We start from the raw sequence: 15135 nt of genomic DNA on the forward strand, positions 1-15135 counted from the left end.
CCCCATGAGCAACCCCAACGAAAATCAGAGCTCTCGCGAACAGATCAGCAGCGTGATGGCCGGGCTTGCGAGCCGTCAGGCCGAGGCGCCGCGCCCGACGCGTCAGCTCAGCGGGCCGGAACGCGCCGCCGTTCTGATGCTGGCACTCGGCGAAGACTATGGCGGCAAGATCTGGGAACTGCTCGACGACGACGAATTGCGTCAATTGTCGATCACGATGTCCACGCTCGGCACCATCGAATCCGAGCTGGTCGAAGGCCTGCTGCTCGAATTCGTCAGCCGCCTGTCGGCCTCGGGCTCGCTTCTGGGAAATTACGAGGCCACCGAACGGCTGCTGCAGCAATTCCTGCCGCCCGACCGCGTCGGCGGCATCATGGACGAAATCCGCGGACCGGCCGGCCGCAACATGTGGGAGAAGCTCTCCAACGTTCAGGAAGAGGTTCTCGCGAATTATCTGAAGAATGAATATCCGCAGACGATCGCAGTGGTCATGTCGAAGCTGCGGCCGGAACATGCCGCCCGCGTGCTCTCGATCCTTCCGGAAGAACTCGCGCTCGACGTGGTCAATCGCATGCTGCGGCTGGAATCGATCCAGAAGGAAGTGCTGGATCGTGTCGAGCAGACCCTGCGCACCGAATTCATGTCCAACATCTCGAAGACCCGGCGCCGGGACTCTCATGAGGTGATGGCGGAAATCTTCAACAATTTCGACCGCCAGACCGAGACCCGCTTCCTGACCTCGCTGGAAGAGGCCAACCGCGACAGCGCCGAGCGCATCAAGGCGCTGATGTTCACCTTCGACGATCTGGTCAAGCTCGACGCCGGCTCGGCGCAGACCCTGATGCGCCATGTCGACAAGGACAAGCTCGCAATTGCGCTCAAGGGCGCCAACGAAACGGTGCGCCAGTTCTTCTTCTCCAACATGTCCTCGCGCGCGGCCAAGATGCTGATGGACGATATGGCCAACCTTGGGCCAGTACGGCTCAAGGACGTCGACGAGGCGCAGGTGCTGCTGGTCAACCTGACCAAGGATCTCGCGGCCAAGGGCGAACTCGTGCTGTCCAAGCAGCGCGGCGACGAGGAGCTGATCTACTGATGAGCGCGCCCGCGAAGAAATTCATGTTCGACATCGATTTCGGGGAGCCAAAGCCCGCGAATACAGTGTCGGTTTCCGAGCACGAGACGAAGCTCGGCGAGGCGGAGGCGCGCGGCTACCGCAACGGCTTTACGGCCGGCCAGCAGGAGGCTGCCGCGGAGAGCGCGCGCCGTCTCGCCATCGCCATGGAGAATATCGCGCATTCGCTCTCGGTCCTGACGCAGGGGCTGAGCAGCGTCGAATTGCGGGTCGAGGCGGAAGCCGTCGAGGTTGCGGTGGCGGCCGGACGCAAGCTCGCCGGCGCATTGATTGCGCGCGAGCCGTTTGCCGAGGTCGAGGCGCTGGCCAGGGATTGCTTCCGCGAACTCGTGGCCACGCCGCATGTCGCGGTCCGGGTGAATGACGCCTTGTATGAGCAGGCACAGCGAAAGCTTGTCGAGCTTGCCCGGCAGACCGGATTCGACGGCCGCCTGCTTGTATTGGCGGAGCCCGACATCGCCATCGGCGATTGCCGCATCGAATGGGCGGACGGCGGTGTCATCCGCGACCGGGCTGCCGCCGACGCCATGATCGAGGAGACGGTGCGGCGGTTCGTGGATGCGCGGCACGCCGGCGGCGCGCCGGAAGTGAGAGGTAGCAACGATGAGTGACGATCCCACCAATGTCCCCTTCCCCAATCTGGAAGGCGGCGCGCTGGCGCCGGGCGATCTTGCGATCGCTCCGTCCGGGCCCGAACCCGGCGGCAAGACCGCGGCCGATCTCGAGGCGATTTTCGACGTGCCGGTGCGGGTCTCGGCGGTTCTCGGCCGCGCCCGCATGGACGTCTCCGACTTGCTGCGGCTCGGTCCCGGCGCCGTGCTCGAACTCGACCGCAAGGTCGGCGAGGCGATCGACATCTACGTCAACAACCGCCTGATCGCCCGCGGCGAGGTCGTGCTCGTCGAGGACAAGCTCGGCGTCACCATGACCGAAATCATCAAGGCAGACAAAGCCTAGCAAAGAAACGGCAGCAGTTAAGGACCACGCCCATGCGCCTCCTCATCGTCGGCACCCTGAAAGGCCAGCTCACGCTCGCCACCAAATACGCCATGGACAAAGGCGCCTCGGTGACCCACGCCGACACCGCCGATCAGGCGCTGGCGGTGCTGCGCTCCGGCCGCGGCGCCGATCTTCTGATGGTGGATGTCGCACTCGACATTGCCGATCTGGTGGCGCGGCTCGCCGCCGAGCATATCCATGCGCCGGTTGTGGCCTGCGGCATCGAGACCAATGCCAAGGCTGCCGTTGCCGCCATCCATGCCGGCGCGAAAGAATATATCCCGCTGCCGCCCGACCCGGAGATGATCGCGGCGGTGCTCGCCGCCGTCGCCGACGACGACCGCGAGATGGTCTGGCGCGACGATGCGATGGGCCATGTGGTGAAGCTCGCCCAGCAGATCGCAGGCTCCGATGCGTCCGTGCTGATCACCGGCGAAAGCGGCACCGGCAAGGAGGTGCTGGCGCGCTATGTCCATTCCCGCTCGAAACGCGCCAAGAAGCATTTCATCAGCGTCAATTGCGCGGCGATCCCTGAGGCGCTGCTGGAATCCGAACTGTTCGGCCACGAGAAAGGCGCCTTCACCGGCGCCATCGCACGCCGCATCGGCAAATTCGAGGAAGCCAATGGCGGCACCCTCCTGCTCGACGAAATTTCGGAAATGGACGTGCGGCTGCAGGCGAAACTGCTGCGCGCCATCCAGGAGCGGGTGATCGACCGCGTCGGCGGCACCAGGCCCGTGCCGGTCGATATCCGCATCATCGCCACCTCCAACCGCAATCTCGGCGAAGCAGCGCGCAACGGCACCTTCCGCGAGGATCTCCTGTTCCGTCTCAATGTCGTGAACCTGCGCATTCCGCCGCTGCGCGAACGGCCCAAGGACGTACTGGCGCTGGCCGAGCATTTCGTCGCGAAATATTCCGCGGCCAACGGCCTCCCCGTACGCCCGCTTTCGGCGGATGCAAAGCAGGCGCTTGCCATCAATCCCTGGCCCGGCAACGTGCGCGAACTGGAGAATATGGTTCATCGCGCGGTGCTGCTGTCGAGCCAGCCTGAAATCGGCGCCGAGGCGCTGGTGACGCCGGACGGCTTCCGGCTCGACGCGCCGCAGGCTTCGCCCCAGGTCGCGCCCCAGGTCGCCCATGCCGCCGTCGCCGCCGAGCAGGTGACGCGCGCGCTGGTCGGCCGCACCGTCGCCGATGTCGAGCGCGACCTGATCCTGGAGACGCTGAAACATTGCCTCGGCAACCGCACCCATGCGGCAAATATCCTCGGCATCTCGATCCGCACGCTGCGCAACAAGCTCAACGAATATGCCGGCGACGGCGTGCCGGTGCCGCCGCCGCATGGCGGCGAGATGCGGTTTGCGGGGTGATTTGCCGCGCATAACTCAGTCGTGATGGCCGGGCTTGTCCCGGCCATCCACGTTTTCGTATTCATGAAAATGGCGTAGATGTCCCGCTCAAGCCCGGGCATGACGACGGCGGAGAAACCGATGCCCACCATCTACAAAATCCTTCCCGCCTCGCTCTGGGCCGCCGCACAGGACGAGGGCGCGTTTCGCGGCTCCGATGTCGATATCCGGGACGGCTATATCCATTTTTCCACCGCAGAGCAGGCGGCAGAAACCGCCGCGAAGCATTTCGCCGGTCAGCGCGACCTCGTGCTTTTGCATGTCGATGCCGACACGCTGGGCGCTCCCTTGAAATGGGAACCCTCGCGGGGCGGGGCGCTGTTTCCGCATCTTTACGCACCGCTGAAAATCGAGCATGTGATCCGCGCCGACCCGCTGCCGCTCGGCGCCGACGGCCGCCATATCTTTCCGCCGCTGACCTGAGCGGCCGCCTCGACAGGTTGACGCATGCCTCCTTACACCCGGATCGCGCTCGCGATCGCGCTGATCCTACCCGCCGCATCCGCTCACGCATCCTTCAAGGATTTTCGCGACTGGCTGGCGGCCTGCGACAACCTGAGGAACTGCTCGGCCTTCGCCACCAGCCCGGATGCAAGCGAAGCCGGCGCCTATCTGCGGATCGAGCGCGGCGGCTCAGCCGATGCGCCGGTGATCGTCACGCTCTCGGTCGATCTGGGCAGCGCCAAGTCGTACAGCGTGGCATTCGACGACCCCTCCCTGCCCGGCCTGCCGTCGGGCAGTCTTCGGGGCGAAGAAGGCGAAGGCTCCGATTATCGCCGCAGCGAAATCGCGCGCGGCAATGCCGCGTCCGCACTGATCGACTCGATCCGCAAGGCCAAAGCCATCGTGGTCACGCGCCACTATGCGGGCAAACCGCCCGAGGGCGCCGTCACGCGCATCTCGATGTCGGGCGCGACCGCTTCCCTGTTGTGGATTGATGACCAGCAGAAGCGGCTCGACACCGTCACGGCTGTCGTGCGGCGCGGGCCGAAGCCCGCCTCCGCCGTGCTGCCGCAGCCGAACGCGCCGGTGATCGTTGCGGCCAAACCATCGGATGCGAAGGCGCCGGAGAACCATTCGCCCGCATTGCTCGCCAGGGGCCGCGCGCTGTGCGACGATAACGACAAGAATTCGCAGATCGAGGACGTGAGCCCGCTCGGCGGCGGACAATTCCTCTATCAGTTCACCTGCCCGGATAGCAGCGGCGCCTATAATTTCTGGAACGTCTTCCTGATCGGTCCGGCCGGCAATGCGCAGGCGCTGCGCCCGGCCGACTTTCGCAGGCCGCCCGGCCTCGGCGACAAGGACGCACCGCGATCCGGACTGACGAATCCCTCCTTCGATCCGCAGACCATGACGCTGACCAGCTTCAACAAGGGCCGCGGCATCGGCGATTGCGGCATTGAGGAAAAATGGGTGTGGGACGGCAAGGCGTTCCAGCTGGCGCTTCAGCGGACGATGGGCGAGTGCCGCCTGATCCCTGCGGACGACTGGCCGGTGACGTGGCGTGCGGAGGTGAAGCGGTAACCCTGCCGGCTGGGGCCAATGGGCCGTGCACCCCTTACATCAGCGCATAGGCGCTCGACACCATCGCGACCGGTTTGGGATCGAAGGCGGTCGTCAGCAGCACCTGTCCGAAGGCCATGCTGCGGCCGAGGCGCACGATCCGCGCGTCCGCCAGCACATCGGCATTGGCGGCGGGTTTCAGAAAGTGCGAGGTCTGGTCCACCGTGGTCATCGGCCGGTAGCGCCCGCAGGCCGACGCCACCGCAAACACCATCGCAGTGTCGGCCAGCGCCATCAGCGCCTGGCCGCAGATCATGCCACCCTCGCGGCAGAGCCGCTCGGAGAATTTCATCCGCAAGCTGGCCCCAGCCCCGCCGTCGCTGCCGGGCGGATGAATCGCCTCGACGCTCAGGGTCAAGTCGCGGACCCAGGGCGCGAAAACTCCGTCCAGCAGATGCTGCGCTGCGTGCAAGTCGAACGCCGCATTTTCCGATTGCGCCATGAAAAGCCCCCGTTTCGACCGCGGACCTTAAGAACTCCGCGGTGCCGCGCCACCCCCGTTAACCCTTCCCTAACCATAAACCGGGCAAATATTACCTAGCAGGTTCAGGGGTTTTTCGGGTTCCGAATGTCCGACATCACGGCAGCTCCGGCACGCGGGCGCTTCGCGCTGCCCGCCATGCACGAGATTGCGCAACTCGCCAAGCGCGGCGACCTGATGCTCGCCGCGGGCGTGATGACGATCCTCGTTGTCCTGATCCTGCCGCTGCCGCCGATGGCGCTCGACATGTTCCTCGCGGTATCGATCACGATCTCGGTGCTGATCCTGATGACGGCGCTGTTCATCCACGGACCGCTGGAATTCTCCGCCTTCCCGACCGTGCTCCTGATCGCGACCATGCTTCGGCTGGCGCTCAATCTCGCCTCGACACGGCTGATCCTGGCAAACGGACACGAGGGACCGGCCGCGGCCGGCCACGTCATCGAGGCATTCGGCAATTTCGTGATGGCCGGCAATTTCGTGATCGGGATCATCGTGTTCACGATCCTGATCATCGTGAATTTCGTGGTCATCACCAAGGGCTCGGGCCGCATCGCTGAAGTCGCAGCCCGCTTCCACCTCGATGCCATGCCCGGCAAGCAGATGGCGATCGACGCCGACCTGTCCGCCGGTCTGATCGACGAGACCGAAGCCCGCCGCCGCCGCAAGGAGCTGGAGGACGAAAGCGGCTTCTTCGGCGCCATGGACGGCGCCTCGAAATTCGTGCGCGGCGACGCCATCGCAGGCCTCCTGATCGTGTTCATCAACGTGATCGGCGGCATAATCATCGGCGTCGCCCAGCAGAATATGGGTTTTCTCGATGCCGCGAAGGCCTACACGCTGCTGACCGTCGGCGACGGCCTTGTCACCCAGATCCCGGCGCTGATCGTCTCGACTGCGGCGGGCCTGCTGGTCTCGAAATCGGGCGTTTCGGGCGCCGCCGACAAGGCGCTGATGAAGCAGCTCTCCGGCTATCCGAAGGCACTCGGCATGTCAGGGGCGGTGATGCTGATCATGGCGCTGTTGCCTGGCATTCCGATGCTGCCCTTCCTGCTGCTCGGCGGCGGCGCCAGCGCGCTGGCGTGGCACCTCGGCAAGCAGCACAAGGCGATGGCCGACGCGGCCAAATCCGAGAAGACAGCCGCCGCCGCTGCCGCCGCGGCGCCCGCCGAAGAGCCTATTTCGCAATCGCTCAAGATTGACGACCTCAAGATCGAGCTCGGCTATGCGCTCTTGCCGCTGGTCAATACCCAGGATGGCGGCGACCGCCTGACCGAACAGATCAAGGCGCTGCGCCGCGCGCTGGCGCTGGAGATGGGCTTCGTGATGCCGGCGGTGCGCATTCTCGACAATGTGCAGAGCGACGCCAACACCTATGTCATCAAGATCAAGGAGGTGGAGGCCGGCTCCGGCAAGCTGTGGCCGAACCAGTTCATGGTCATGGATCCAAACGGCGGCCAGGTAAACCTGCCCGGCATCCACACCATCGAGCCGACCTTCGGCCTTCCGGCCACCTGGGTGGATGCGGCGCACAAGGAAGAGGCCGCGATCAAGGGTTATACGGTCGTGGATGCCGCAACGGTGTTGTCGACGCACCTGACCGAGCTCTTGAAGGCCAATGTTTCCGACCTGCTCTCCTATGCGGAAGTCTCCAAGCTGCTGAAGGAATTGCCCAAGGAACAGGCCGAGCTGCTCAAGGATATCGTGCCCGCTCAGATTTCGATGTCGGGCATTCAGCGGGTGCTGCAAATGCTGCTCGCCGAGCGCGTCTCGATCCGCGATCTCTCCACGATCCTGGAAGGCGTCGCCGACGCGGTGTCGTTCACCCGCAATCCGGCGCAGATCGCCGAGCATGTCCGCGCGCGGCTGGCGCGGCAGATTTGCGCACAGCACACATCGCATTCGGGTTATCTGCCGCTGATCGCCATGTCGGCGAAATGGGAGCAGGCCTTCGCCGACTCCATCATCGGCCAGGGCGACGAGCGCACGCTGGCAATGCAGCCCTCGAAGCTCTCGGAATTCATCACACTCATTCGTGAACGCTTCGAGGAGGCGGCGCGCCAGGGCGAAGCCCCGGTGCTGGTCACATCGGCGTCAATCCGGCCGTTCGTGCGGGGCATCGTGGAACGTTTCCGCTCGCAGACGCCTGTCCTCTCACAGGCGGAAATCCATCCGCGCGCACGGTTGAAGACGGTCGGCAGCATCTGACAATCGTCTCTGGCTGCGCGCGCACAAAATTTGCGGTTAACAAATCGTTAATGCGCCATGCGGCCCGACGCGGCCGGATCGCAACAGTCACGTCCTTTCACATCTGGTCAACGAGATGTGAACGCCCGATGCGGAACGGAAAGCGCCGTACTACGTTCCTGCTACGTCGTCGGGATTGAACCGGGCGGCATGCGGTCCCGACAAAAAATGCGGGACACCAGGACAGGCAGGGACGTGTCATGAACAATTCCTCGCTGCGCACCGCCGATAGCGCGACCCATCTGAAGGTGGTTGTCGTTTCGCTTATTGCCGCCATCATGGTGGTTGGCGTGGGCATCCTGGCCAAACCGAATTTCTCCACGGGCGCCGACACCTTCGCCCAGCGGTTTGATGCGTCGGGCCCGGTGATCCGCGCCGGAACGGCCACCACCACAGCCGGTGGCCTCGGTACGATCCGCTAGTTTTCTGACGTTGAATCTCCCTCCCCCCAGGGATCAACGTTGTGTGTTGCGCCCCCTCTCCCCCAAGGGGGCGCAACTTTTTTGTGCGCGCCCTGTCGCTGATTTTCGGAAAATCGCGCACGGCGCTCTGACGGCGAGCGATCTATCTAGGGCACCGCCTCAATCAGCTTGCCGACATAAACGATCGGCCCGGTGGCGACGCCGGTCGGCGAACCGCCGGGTGGTTCAACCGTCACCGCGTATGTGGCTTCGTTGATAATCTGCGGATCATAGGCGGCGAGCTGCGAGCGGGTGAACTCGTGGTCGCCGATCAGCCCAAGCGAACGGGGCCGCGGAAACTTGTCGTGGACCAGCCAAAGCTCATAGGACCGGTCGCGCGGCGCATCGGCGCCGACACGGCGCACCGTGAATTCCTTGGTCCGCAGATCGACCGTCAGCAGGAAGCCCGGCGACACCTTGTCAGCCTGCAGGACGGCAACATAACGCCCGGCATCGGGCCGCGGCTGATAGGCCTCGCGGATGCCGACAAAGACCAACAAAGACGCAGCGAGCGCAGTCGTGGCATAGGCGAGATTGCGCCATCGCTTCAGGCGCCGCGTAAGATCGATGACCTCGGCGCTGCCGGACGGCAAGCCCACGGCCGAGGCAGCCCCCGGCAGAGCGGCCGCGATTTTCGTCCACAGCGATGCCGGCGGCTCGACGCCCTCGGCGGCTTCGGCAAGCAATGACAGCCGCCGCTCCCAGAACGCGACGCGCTCTGCGAAATCCCGGTCGTCCGCAATCAGGCGCTCGGCCTGCGCGCGTTCGGGCGCGTCGAGCGTTCCGAGCGCATATTCGGCGGCCAGGATGTCGTGGTCTTCGTCCATTGTCATATCCGCCCTCTCACGATCCGAGACATTCCCGGATCTCGATCAGGCTCCGTCGCAGCCAGGTCTTGATCGTGTTGACGGGCTTTCGGAACTTCGCCGCCAATTGCTCGCGGCTCAACCCGTTATAATAAGCCAGCAGCACCATCTGCTTGCGGTCGGTATCCAGCGTGCCGATGCATCCCATCAGCCGCCTCAAATCCTCGCTCAGCTCGCGCGCTGCCAGCGGATTGGGGATATCGGCGGCAACGTCCATCGCTTCGGGCTCCTCCTCGATCGAGGCCTCGCTGCGCTTGCGAACAAGATCGATCGCCCGGTTGCGCGCAATCGTAACCATCCAGGTGATGGGAGAGGCTTTGGACGGATCGAACGAGCCGGCATTGCCCCAGATTTTGATATAGGTTTCCTGCATTACCTCGTCGGCGAGGTCCTGACGCTTCAAGATACGAATGACGACGCCGTAGAGTTTCGCCCGGGTGGCCACGTAAAGCCGCTCGAAGGCGATGCGGTCGCCCTGGGCGGTGGCAGCGAGCAGCGTGGAAAGATCGGCAGGCGTCAGCATCAGGCAGTCCCGGGCAAAAGACCGTTCTAGACATAGCATGGCCCCGGACCCGCCGGGCAAATTACGCCCTGATTGACTTCCGATTTCAAACTCCTTCCTATTCGGATTGCGCGCCTGATCCGTCCCCTGCTTCGCGCCGGCCGCCTGCACGCAGACCGCTGACCCGGATGGCTGGGCACGTCAGCCTTCCGGGCTGACCATTCTCGCTTTTTCGCACCATCCTCCCGCTCACACGCTTCGAAAAGATCGCGGCCCCGCGCCGGCACCGAGGCCGCGTTGCGCCGTTCCGCTCCGGGCCAGAAGGAGATCAGCATGAACCATTTTCAGTCCGAACTGCCCCCGATCACCCTGACACGGGGTGACGCCGAGAAACTCACCCGCCTTGCCGATCGCGCGAGCGGACCGCAGGCTGGCGATTTCCTGGCGCGCGAAATCGACCGCGCAAAGATTGTGACACGGCCGAACGTCTGCCAGGCCTGGTTGCGATGGGCTCGCGCGTGACGTTCCGCGACGACGTCACCGCGCAGGTTCGCACGGTCGTGCTGGTCGATCCCGAGGAGGCCGATCTGTCGGAGGGCCGGATTTCGGTGCTGACGCCGGTCGGCGCGGCGCTGATCGGCCTGTCCGCCCGGTCAGTCGATCGAATGGCGAACCGTGAGCGGCAGCCGCCGCTCTTTGACGGTGATTGCGGTAGACGCGGTGAATTGACGGGTGCGCAGCACAATCTGATCGCCGAATCGGCACCGCGGTTACGTCGCCTTCGGCATATTCCATTTCAGTCCCGGAAACCGCGCGAAACCGCGGTCGAACGTGATCCATTCGCAGCCCCACTCGATCGCAAGGGCGGCGTACCAGGCATCTGTTACGGCAGGGTCAGTCGTGCGGGTCGACGCACATAGGCCCCGGAATATCTCCCAATGCCGCGGCCCCGGCACCACTTCCTGACAGTGCGGCTGGCCGAGGATGTCTTCGCAATAGCCGATGGCGTCTTCCAAGCTGCTCGCGGGCGCATAGGCGCGAACATTCGTGGTGATGCGGATCACGGCGCTTAGAGCAACGGGCGAAACACCGAACCGAGAAGGTCCTTCGATAACCTCCCGCAACCAGGAGCGGGACACCGCATGAAGCGGCGCGTCTTCCCGGAACGCATAAATCAGTACGTTGATGTCCGGCAGGATCACTCGAAGCTCCGCCTCATCCGTTCCACGTAATCGAGGTCTTCGATGTCCTGCGCAATACGATGCGGGTTGTCTTCGAAGCCGGGACGGGGGCCACCCTTTGCCTTGCTGACGCGGGGCATGACGCGTTTGTCCGGGCGCTTTTTCGGATTGGCCTCCACCTTGTCCCGCAGCCCCTCCTCAATCAGGGAGGTCAGCGTGCGGCCTTCCGCGGCGGCCTTGCGGCGCGCGCGGTCGAGCAATTCCGCGGGCAATCTGACGGTGGTGCGCTCGATCATATGTCAAGACATATCCCAGTGTATGTCGGTATGTCAACGTCGGGCAAGGCGCCGCCGCAGCGGTGGCACGCCGCCGGAGCTCAGCACCGTTAACGGAACCGATCCGGTTCGATCCGATGCAATCACGCCGTTCAGCACGTTTCCAAAACCCGCTCGACACGGGTGGACCTCGTCGGTTGAATCCCTATGTGAGCAGCCAAGAGGCCGCAAAAATCAGGACGGGTTCCGATAAAACCAAGCGTCCGAGCATTGTCATGCGTGAGTTGCCCGCAAATCCGTCATTCTGGACCGTCAGGCGCGCCGCAGCCTACGCGCTGCTCGCCGCGTTCGTGACCGCCGGCTTGCTCGCAGCCGAGAGCGCCTACCGCTGGCATCGCGATGCGAGCGTGGAGGTGGCCGGTTCGAACGCAGCTCCACCGGCTGCGCCCGCGCAACCCGGTGACCGCGACCCGGCGTCGGCCTCCCTCGCCGGCGCGCCGGAAACTGAGGCCACGGCGTCCGCCGATGCCGTGGCCGAGGATGCGATCAGTGGCTCTGTGCAAACGCTGCAGGGCGATACGCGCGCCGTTGCGCAGAATGCCGTGCCTGCCGCTGCTGCGAATAGCGCGCCGGAAACGCCCGTCCCATCTGCCGGACGTGCGCTGCAAGACGCCATGACGCCGCTGCCGCCCCGGCGCCCGCAGATCGGCAACGCCGCTTCGAAACAGGCGGAGCCACGCAACGCCGCCCCCAGACAGACGCTCCGCGAACCGGCCGCGCCGCGCCGCGCGACACGCGAGGCGGCAAGGCCGCCCGCCCGGCCTGCAGCGCCGCAGCGCGCCGCAGCGCCCAACGTCTATTTTGAGCGGGAGGCCGACGGCCAGCTTGGCTTTGCGCCACAGCTCAGGCGCCGCACCTGCGACGCAGCATCGGGCAACATGCCGATGCAGTGCTATTATCCGCGCCAGGGACGCGAGCAGTTTCCGGCGAAGCCCGTCAACTGAGCGGTCGGCTTCGCGCCGCTGCGCCGTGCAGCAGGCGTCAGGCGCGGACGGCGTTCTTGATGCGCATGATGCCGATGGAATCGAGCTCCATCTGCTCGCGGGCATCGTGTTCGGCGCGCTCGCGCGCCTGATCGCGCTCGTCGAGCAATTCGACCTTCTTCAGTTCCTCGAAGGCTTCCGCCAGCTGGACCTTGGCCTCTTCAAGCTGAACGCGCAGTTCGTCGATCGAGCGCTTGAGATTCTCTTTGCGCTGGTTCGCGGCCTTGGCATAGGTCGGATAGGCGAAATGCGAAGGATCCTGAATGCCGGCGCGGTCCTGTTCGGCCTTCACCTCGCGCTCGAGATCGGCGCTCATGCGCTCGAACTCGGCGATCATGGTCTCGATCTGCATTGTCCGGCGGCGCTTTTCGTCCACCTGAAATTTGCGTAGCCGGATCAGCGTCTCACGCGACTTCATCGACACACACTCCCCGAAGCCCCAATTCCGAACGCCGCGCGAAACCCGCACGAACGCTTATGGCGACATCGTGCCGCGCTATCGTTATTTTTTTGTTTCCAGATCACTGAGAATGCCGGCAAGCCGCTGATATCCTTCGGCGAGGGTGGTCTTGTCGTCCTTGGCCTGACCGAGAAAGTCCTCCAGCGGCTGATGCAGGCGGATCGCCTCGTCCACCTCCGCGCTCGAACCGGGCCGGTAGGCCCCGAGCCGGATCAGTTCTTCCATGTCGGCATAGGTCGCCATGACCTGTTTGGCCCGCGTGATGACCGGCAGGAATGCCGGGTCGGCGGAGCGCGGCATGGTCCGCGACACCGATTTGAGGACATTGATGGCCGGATAGCGTCCGCGCTCGGCGATGGCGCGCTGCATCACGACATGGCCGTCCAGAATGCCGCGCACGGCATCGGCGATCGGCTCGTTATGGTCGTCGCCGTCGACCAGCACCGTGAACAGCCCGGTGATGGTGCCGTGATCGGTCCCCGGCCCGGCCCGCTCCAGAAGCCGCGGCAATTCGGAGAACACGGTCGGGGTATAGCCCTTGGCGGTCGGCGGTTCGCCGGCCGACAGCCCGATCTCGCGCTGCGCCATCGCAAAGCGCGTCACAGAATCCATCAGCGCCAGCACGTCGCGGCCCTCGTCGCGGAAATATTCGGCAATCGCCAGCGTGAGATACGCCGCCTGCCGGCGCATCAAGGCGGGCTCGTCGGACGTCGCAACCACCACCACCGCGCGCTTCAGCCCCGCCTCGCCCAGATCCTCCTGCAGGAATTCCTGCACCTCACGGCCGCGCTCGCCGACCAGGCCAATGACCGACACATCGGCCTCGACATTGCGCGCCAGCATCGACAGCAGCACCGACTTGCCGACACCCGAGCCTGCGAAAATACCCATGCGCTGGCCGCGGCAGCAGGTGAGAAAGGTATTGAGCGCGCGCACACCGAGATCGAGCGGGGCTCCGACACGCTTTCGCGCATGGGCCGGTGGTGGCGCAGCGCGGAACGGATATGGGGACGGTCCCGCCGGCAGTGGGCCCTTGCCGTCGATCGGCTCGCCCATGGCGTTGACGACCCGGCCGAGCCAGCCATCCGGGGGCCGCACTGCAGTCGGCGCTGCGGAAACCACGGTGCGGCAGCCGCTCCGCACGCCGTCGAGCGCCCCGAACGGCATCAGCAGCGCATTGTTCCCGGAAAAGCCGACCACTTCGCCCGCGATGGCGCGGCCGGGCGCAGTCTCGATCGTGACCTTGCAGCCGACCGACATCGCGTGGATCGGCCCCGCCACCTCGACCATCAGGCCGCGCACGCCAACGACGCGGCCAAAGATTTCGACGCCGTCGAGTTCGGCGATCTGCTCGGCCAGGGCTTTCATGCGAATGACGCCACCATCGCACGTTCCCCGCACTGCATGCCGCCGCGCCCCCCACCCTTGCGGGGAGGGACAACAAGAGTCGCGAAACGTCGCCCCTCTTCACACGCGCTTAAAGTTACCGCCTGTGCGGCGGTCTTAACGTCGTGTTTACCCGCGTCGTTAATCATTGCGTCACCGTTCCTGTGACGGTGCGAAAGGGCTTGCCGGCGACAGAAATCAAGGGCTGGCCCCGGGAGTCGGTTCATTCCGATTCTTGACGCGGAACATGAACTCTCGCACGGGGAAAAAGCTGTACCCGGATAAGAATTTAGGCCGATTCGACGGCTGCTGCCTAGATCGGCCTTGCGAACCGGAATCAGCTTTTGTTAACCATGTGGGGCTAGCGTTCCCGAATCGTATTGTTGCAAGGCGTTTGAAAGGCCGCCGCTCCCGGCGTGCCGACCTGATAGGGGCCCCGCAGCGGCGAGAGAGGGGACTGGCATGCGCGTTTTGCTGATCGAGGACGATAGCGCGACGGCGCAGTCGATCGAGTTGATGCTCAAATCCGAGAGCTTCAACGTCTACACCACCGACCTTGGTGAAGAAGGCGTCGATCTCGGCAAACTCTACGACTACGACATCATCCTTCTGGATCTGAACCTGCCCGACATGTCGGGCTTCGAGGTCCTGCGTTCCCTTCGCGTCGCGAAGGTGAAAACGCCGATTCTGATCCTCTCCGGCCTGGCCGGCATCGAGGACAAGGTCCGGGGTCTCGGTTTCGGCGCCGACGACTACATGACCAAGCCGTTCCACAAGGACGAACTCGTCGCCCGCATCCACGCGATCGTGCGCCGCTCCAAGGGCCATGCCCAGTCCGTCATCAACACCGGCGATCTCGTCGTCAATCTCGACCAGAAGACGGTCGAGGTCCACGGCCAGCGCGTGCATCTGACCGGCAAGGAATATCAGATGCTGGAGCTGCTTTCGCTCCGCAAGGGCACGACGCTGACCAAGGAGATGTTCCTCAATCATCTCTATGGCGGCATGGACGAGCCCGAACTCAAGATCATCGACGTATTCATCTGCAAGCTGCGCAAGAAGCTTGCGAATGCCTCGAACGGCAAGAACTACATCGAGACGGTGTGGGGCCGCGGCTATGT

The 15135-nt window shown here is 64.6% G+C and carries 18 protein-coding genes and 1 pseudogene; 12 read left to right on the top strand and 7 right to left on the bottom strand.

The features are described from left to right. The first annotated feature begins 4 nt into the window (after positions 1 to 4). The 6 genes from fliG to ACK41X_RS10985 all read left to right on the top strand — a co-directional run bounded on the left by fliG (position 5) and on the right by ACK41X_RS10985 (position 5073). Positions 5 to 1096 carry a flagellar motor switch protein FliG gene (gene fliG, locus ACK41X_RS10960; protein ID WP_409722644.1) on the top strand — a complete coding sequence of 364 codons (1092 nt, stop codon included), beginning with the start codon at positions 5 to 7 and terminating at the stop codon, positions 1094 to 1096. Continuing rightward, positions 1096 to 1746 (top strand): flagellar assembly protein FliH, encoded by a 651-nt coding sequence (gene fliH / locus ACK41X_RS10965; protein WP_409722647.1) that lies wholly within the window; start codon positions 1096 to 1098, stop codon positions 1744 to 1746. The genes fliG and fliH overlap by 1 nt, the downstream gene beginning before the upstream one ends. Then, complete coding sequence (gene fliN / locus ACK41X_RS10970; protein WP_409722649.1) at positions 1739 to 2092, top strand: flagellar motor switch protein FliN; 354 nt, start codon at positions 1739 to 1741, stop codon at positions 2090 to 2092. Before fliH ends, fliN begins: the two co-directional genes overlap by 8 nt. Positions 2093 to 2124: 32 nt before the next feature. Continuing rightward, complete coding sequence (locus ACK41X_RS10975; protein ID WP_409722652.1) at positions 2125 to 3507, top strand: sigma-54 interaction domain-containing protein; 1383 nt, start codon at positions 2125 to 2127, stop codon at positions 3505 to 3507. 120 nt (positions 3508 to 3627) lie between these two features. After that, positions 3628 to 3969 (top strand): DUF952 domain-containing protein, encoded by a 342-nt coding sequence (locus ACK41X_RS10980; RefSeq protein WP_409722655.1) that lies wholly within the window; start codon positions 3628 to 3630, stop codon positions 3967 to 3969. A gap of 24 nt (positions 3970 to 3993) precedes the next feature. After that, positions 3994 to 5073: a DUF1176 domain-containing protein gene (locus ACK41X_RS10985; protein ID WP_409722658.1), complete on the top strand. Its 1080-nt coding sequence runs from the start codon at positions 3994 to 3996 to the stop codon at positions 5071 to 5073. A 34-nt stretch (positions 5074 to 5107) separates the two neighbouring features. On the opposite strand, the gene ACK41X_RS10990 is transcribed toward ACK41X_RS10985, so the two are convergent. Then, positions 5108 to 5554, bottom strand: a complete 447-nt coding sequence (locus ACK41X_RS10990; RefSeq protein ID WP_409722661.1) for a PaaI family thioesterase — start codon at positions 5552 to 5554, stop codon at positions 5108 to 5110. 177 nt (positions 5555 to 5731) lie between these two features. Here ACK41X_RS10990 and flhA point away from each other — a divergent pair, with 177 nt between their 5' ends. Further along, a complete protein-coding gene (gene flhA, locus ACK41X_RS10995) occupies positions 5732 to 7801 on the top strand; it encodes a flagellar biosynthesis protein FlhA (protein WP_409722692.1) in 2070 nt (689 codons plus the stop codon). A 239-nt stretch (positions 7802 to 8040) separates the two neighbouring features. Then, positions 8041 to 8262, top strand: coding sequence for a hypothetical protein (locus ACK41X_RS11000; protein ID WP_409722664.1), 222 nt, complete (start codon positions 8041 to 8043; stop codon positions 8260 to 8262). 146 nt (positions 8263 to 8408) lie between these two features. Here the strand turns inward: ACK41X_RS11000 and ACK41X_RS11005 are convergent, their stop codons facing one another. Next, positions 8409 to 9128, bottom strand: a complete 720-nt coding sequence (locus tag ACK41X_RS11005) for an anti-sigma factor domain-containing protein (RefSeq protein WP_409722667.1) — start codon at positions 9126 to 9128, stop codon at positions 8409 to 8411. A 16-nt stretch (positions 9129 to 9144) separates the two neighbouring features. Then, a complete protein-coding gene (locus tag ACK41X_RS11010; RefSeq protein WP_409722669.1) occupies positions 9145 to 9690 on the bottom strand; it encodes a sigma-70 family RNA polymerase sigma factor in 546 nt (181 codons plus the stop codon). Between the two features lie 312 nt (positions 9691 to 10002). On the opposite strand from ACK41X_RS11010, the gene ACK41X_RS11015 reads away from it, so the two are divergent. Further along, the gene (locus ACK41X_RS11015) at positions 10003 to 10191 is read left to right on the top strand and encodes a hypothetical protein (protein WP_409722672.1); all 189 of its coding nucleotides are present in this window, start codon (positions 10003 to 10005) and stop codon (positions 10189 to 10191) included. Beyond that, a pseudogene (locus tag ACK41X_RS11020) lies at positions 10176 to 10256 on the top strand (nucleoside diphosphate kinase regulator); the annotation flags it as partial. The gene ACK41X_RS11015 and the pseudogene ACK41X_RS11020, both read left to right, overlap by 16 nt. 183 nt (positions 10257 to 10439) lie before the next feature. Here ACK41X_RS11020 and ACK41X_RS11025 read toward each other — a convergent pair. Further along, positions 10440 to 10871 (bottom strand): type II toxin-antitoxin system VapC family toxin, encoded by a 432-nt coding sequence (locus ACK41X_RS11025; RefSeq protein ID WP_409722675.1) that lies wholly within the window; start codon positions 10869 to 10871, stop codon positions 10440 to 10442. Beyond that, positions 10868 to 11146 carry a hypothetical protein gene (locus tag ACK41X_RS11030; RefSeq protein WP_409722678.1) on the bottom strand — a complete coding sequence of 93 codons (279 nt, stop codon included), beginning with the start codon at positions 11144 to 11146 and terminating at the stop codon, positions 10868 to 10870. Before ACK41X_RS11030 ends, ACK41X_RS11025 begins: the two co-directional genes overlap by 4 nt. Positions 11147 to 11262: 116 nt before the next feature. Here ACK41X_RS11030 and ACK41X_RS11035 point away from each other — a divergent pair, with 116 nt between their 5' ends. Next, positions 11263 to 12129, top strand: coding sequence for a hypothetical protein (locus ACK41X_RS11035; RefSeq protein ID WP_409722681.1), 867 nt, complete (start codon positions 11263 to 11265; stop codon positions 12127 to 12129). A gap of 37 nt (positions 12130 to 12166) precedes the next feature. Here ACK41X_RS11035 and fliJ read toward each other — a convergent pair whose 3' ends face one another. Both fliJ and fliI read right to left on the bottom strand, forming a co-directional pair. Then, on the bottom strand, positions 12167 to 12586 hold the full coding sequence (gene fliJ, locus ACK41X_RS11040) for a flagellar export protein FliJ (protein WP_409722684.1): 420 nt from the start codon (positions 12584 to 12586) through the stop codon (positions 12167 to 12169). Between the two features lie 84 nt (positions 12587 to 12670). Further along, entirely contained in the window at positions 12671 to 13996 is a 1326-nt protein-coding gene (fliI, locus tag ACK41X_RS11045; RefSeq protein WP_409722687.1) for a flagellar protein export ATPase FliI, read from the bottom strand. Between the two features lie 480 nt (positions 13997 to 14476). Between fliI and ctrA the strand changes: the two genes are divergently transcribed. Beyond that, positions 14477 to 15135: response regulator transcription factor CtrA (ctrA, locus tag ACK41X_RS11050; RefSeq protein WP_409722690.1), on the top strand; the 659-nt coding region annotated here is incomplete at its 3' end.

The sequence above is a fragment of the Pseudorhodoplanes sp. genome, from assembly GCF_046289595.1.
Lineage (GTDB): Bacteria > Pseudomonadota > Alphaproteobacteria > Rhizobiales > Xanthobacteraceae > Pseudorhodoplanes.

Bases quoted from the DNA above. Each gene is read 5' to 3' on its own strand.
- ACK41X_RS11035 (WP_409722681.1), top strand. From the start codon at position 11,263: ATGCAATCACGCCGTTCAGCACGTTTCCAAAACCCGCTCGACACGGGT.
- ACK41X_RS10980 (WP_409722655.1), top strand. From the start codon at position 3,628: ATGCCCACCATCTACAAAATCCTTCCCGCCTCGCTCTGGGCCGCCGCA.
- fliN (WP_409722649.1), top strand. From the start codon at position 1,739: ATGAGTGACGATCCCACCAATGTCCCCTTCCCCAATCTGGAAGGCGGC.
- ACK41X_RS10990 (WP_409722661.1), bottom strand. From the start codon at position 5,554: ATGGCGCAATCGGAAAATGCGGCGTTCGACTTGCACGCAGCGCAGCAT.
- ACK41X_RS10975 (WP_409722652.1), top strand. From the start codon at position 2,125: ATGCGCCTCCTCATCGTCGGCACCCTGAAAGGCCAGCTCACGCTCGCC.
- ACK41X_RS11010 (WP_409722669.1), bottom strand. From the start codon at position 9,690: ATGCTGACGCCTGCCGATCTTTCCACGCTGCTCGCTGCCACCGCCCAG.
- fliH (WP_409722647.1), top strand. From the start codon at position 1,096: ATGAGCGCGCCCGCGAAGAAATTCATGTTCGACATCGATTTCGGGGAG.
- fliG (WP_409722644.1), top strand. From the start codon at position 5: ATGAGCAACCCCAACGAAAATCAGAGCTCTCGCGAACAGATCAGCAGC.
- ACK41X_RS11005 (WP_409722667.1), bottom strand. From the start codon at position 9,128: ATGGACGAAGACCACGACATCCTGGCCGCCGAATATGCGCTCGGAACG.
- ACK41X_RS11000 (WP_409722664.1), top strand. From the start codon at position 8,041: ATGAACAATTCCTCGCTGCGCACCGCCGATAGCGCGACCCATCTGAAG.
- flhA (WP_409722692.1), top strand. From the start codon at position 5,732: ATGCACGAGATTGCGCAACTCGCCAAGCGCGGCGACCTGATGCTCGCC.
- fliI (WP_409722687.1), bottom strand. From the start codon at position 13,996: ATGAAAGCCCTGGCCGAGCAGATCGCCGAACTCGACGGCGTCGAAATC.
- ACK41X_RS11030 (WP_409722678.1), bottom strand. From the start codon at position 11,146: ATGATCGAGCGCACCACCGTCAGATTGCCCGCGGAATTGCTCGACCGC.
- ACK41X_RS11015 (WP_409722672.1), top strand. From the start codon at position 10,003: ATGAACCATTTTCAGTCCGAACTGCCCCCGATCACCCTGACACGGGGT.
- ACK41X_RS10985 (WP_409722658.1), top strand. From the start codon at position 3,994: ATGCCTCCTTACACCCGGATCGCGCTCGCGATCGCGCTGATCCTACCC.
- fliJ (WP_409722684.1), bottom strand. From the start codon at position 12,586: ATGAAGTCGCGTGAGACGCTGATCCGGCTACGCAAATTTCAGGTGGAC.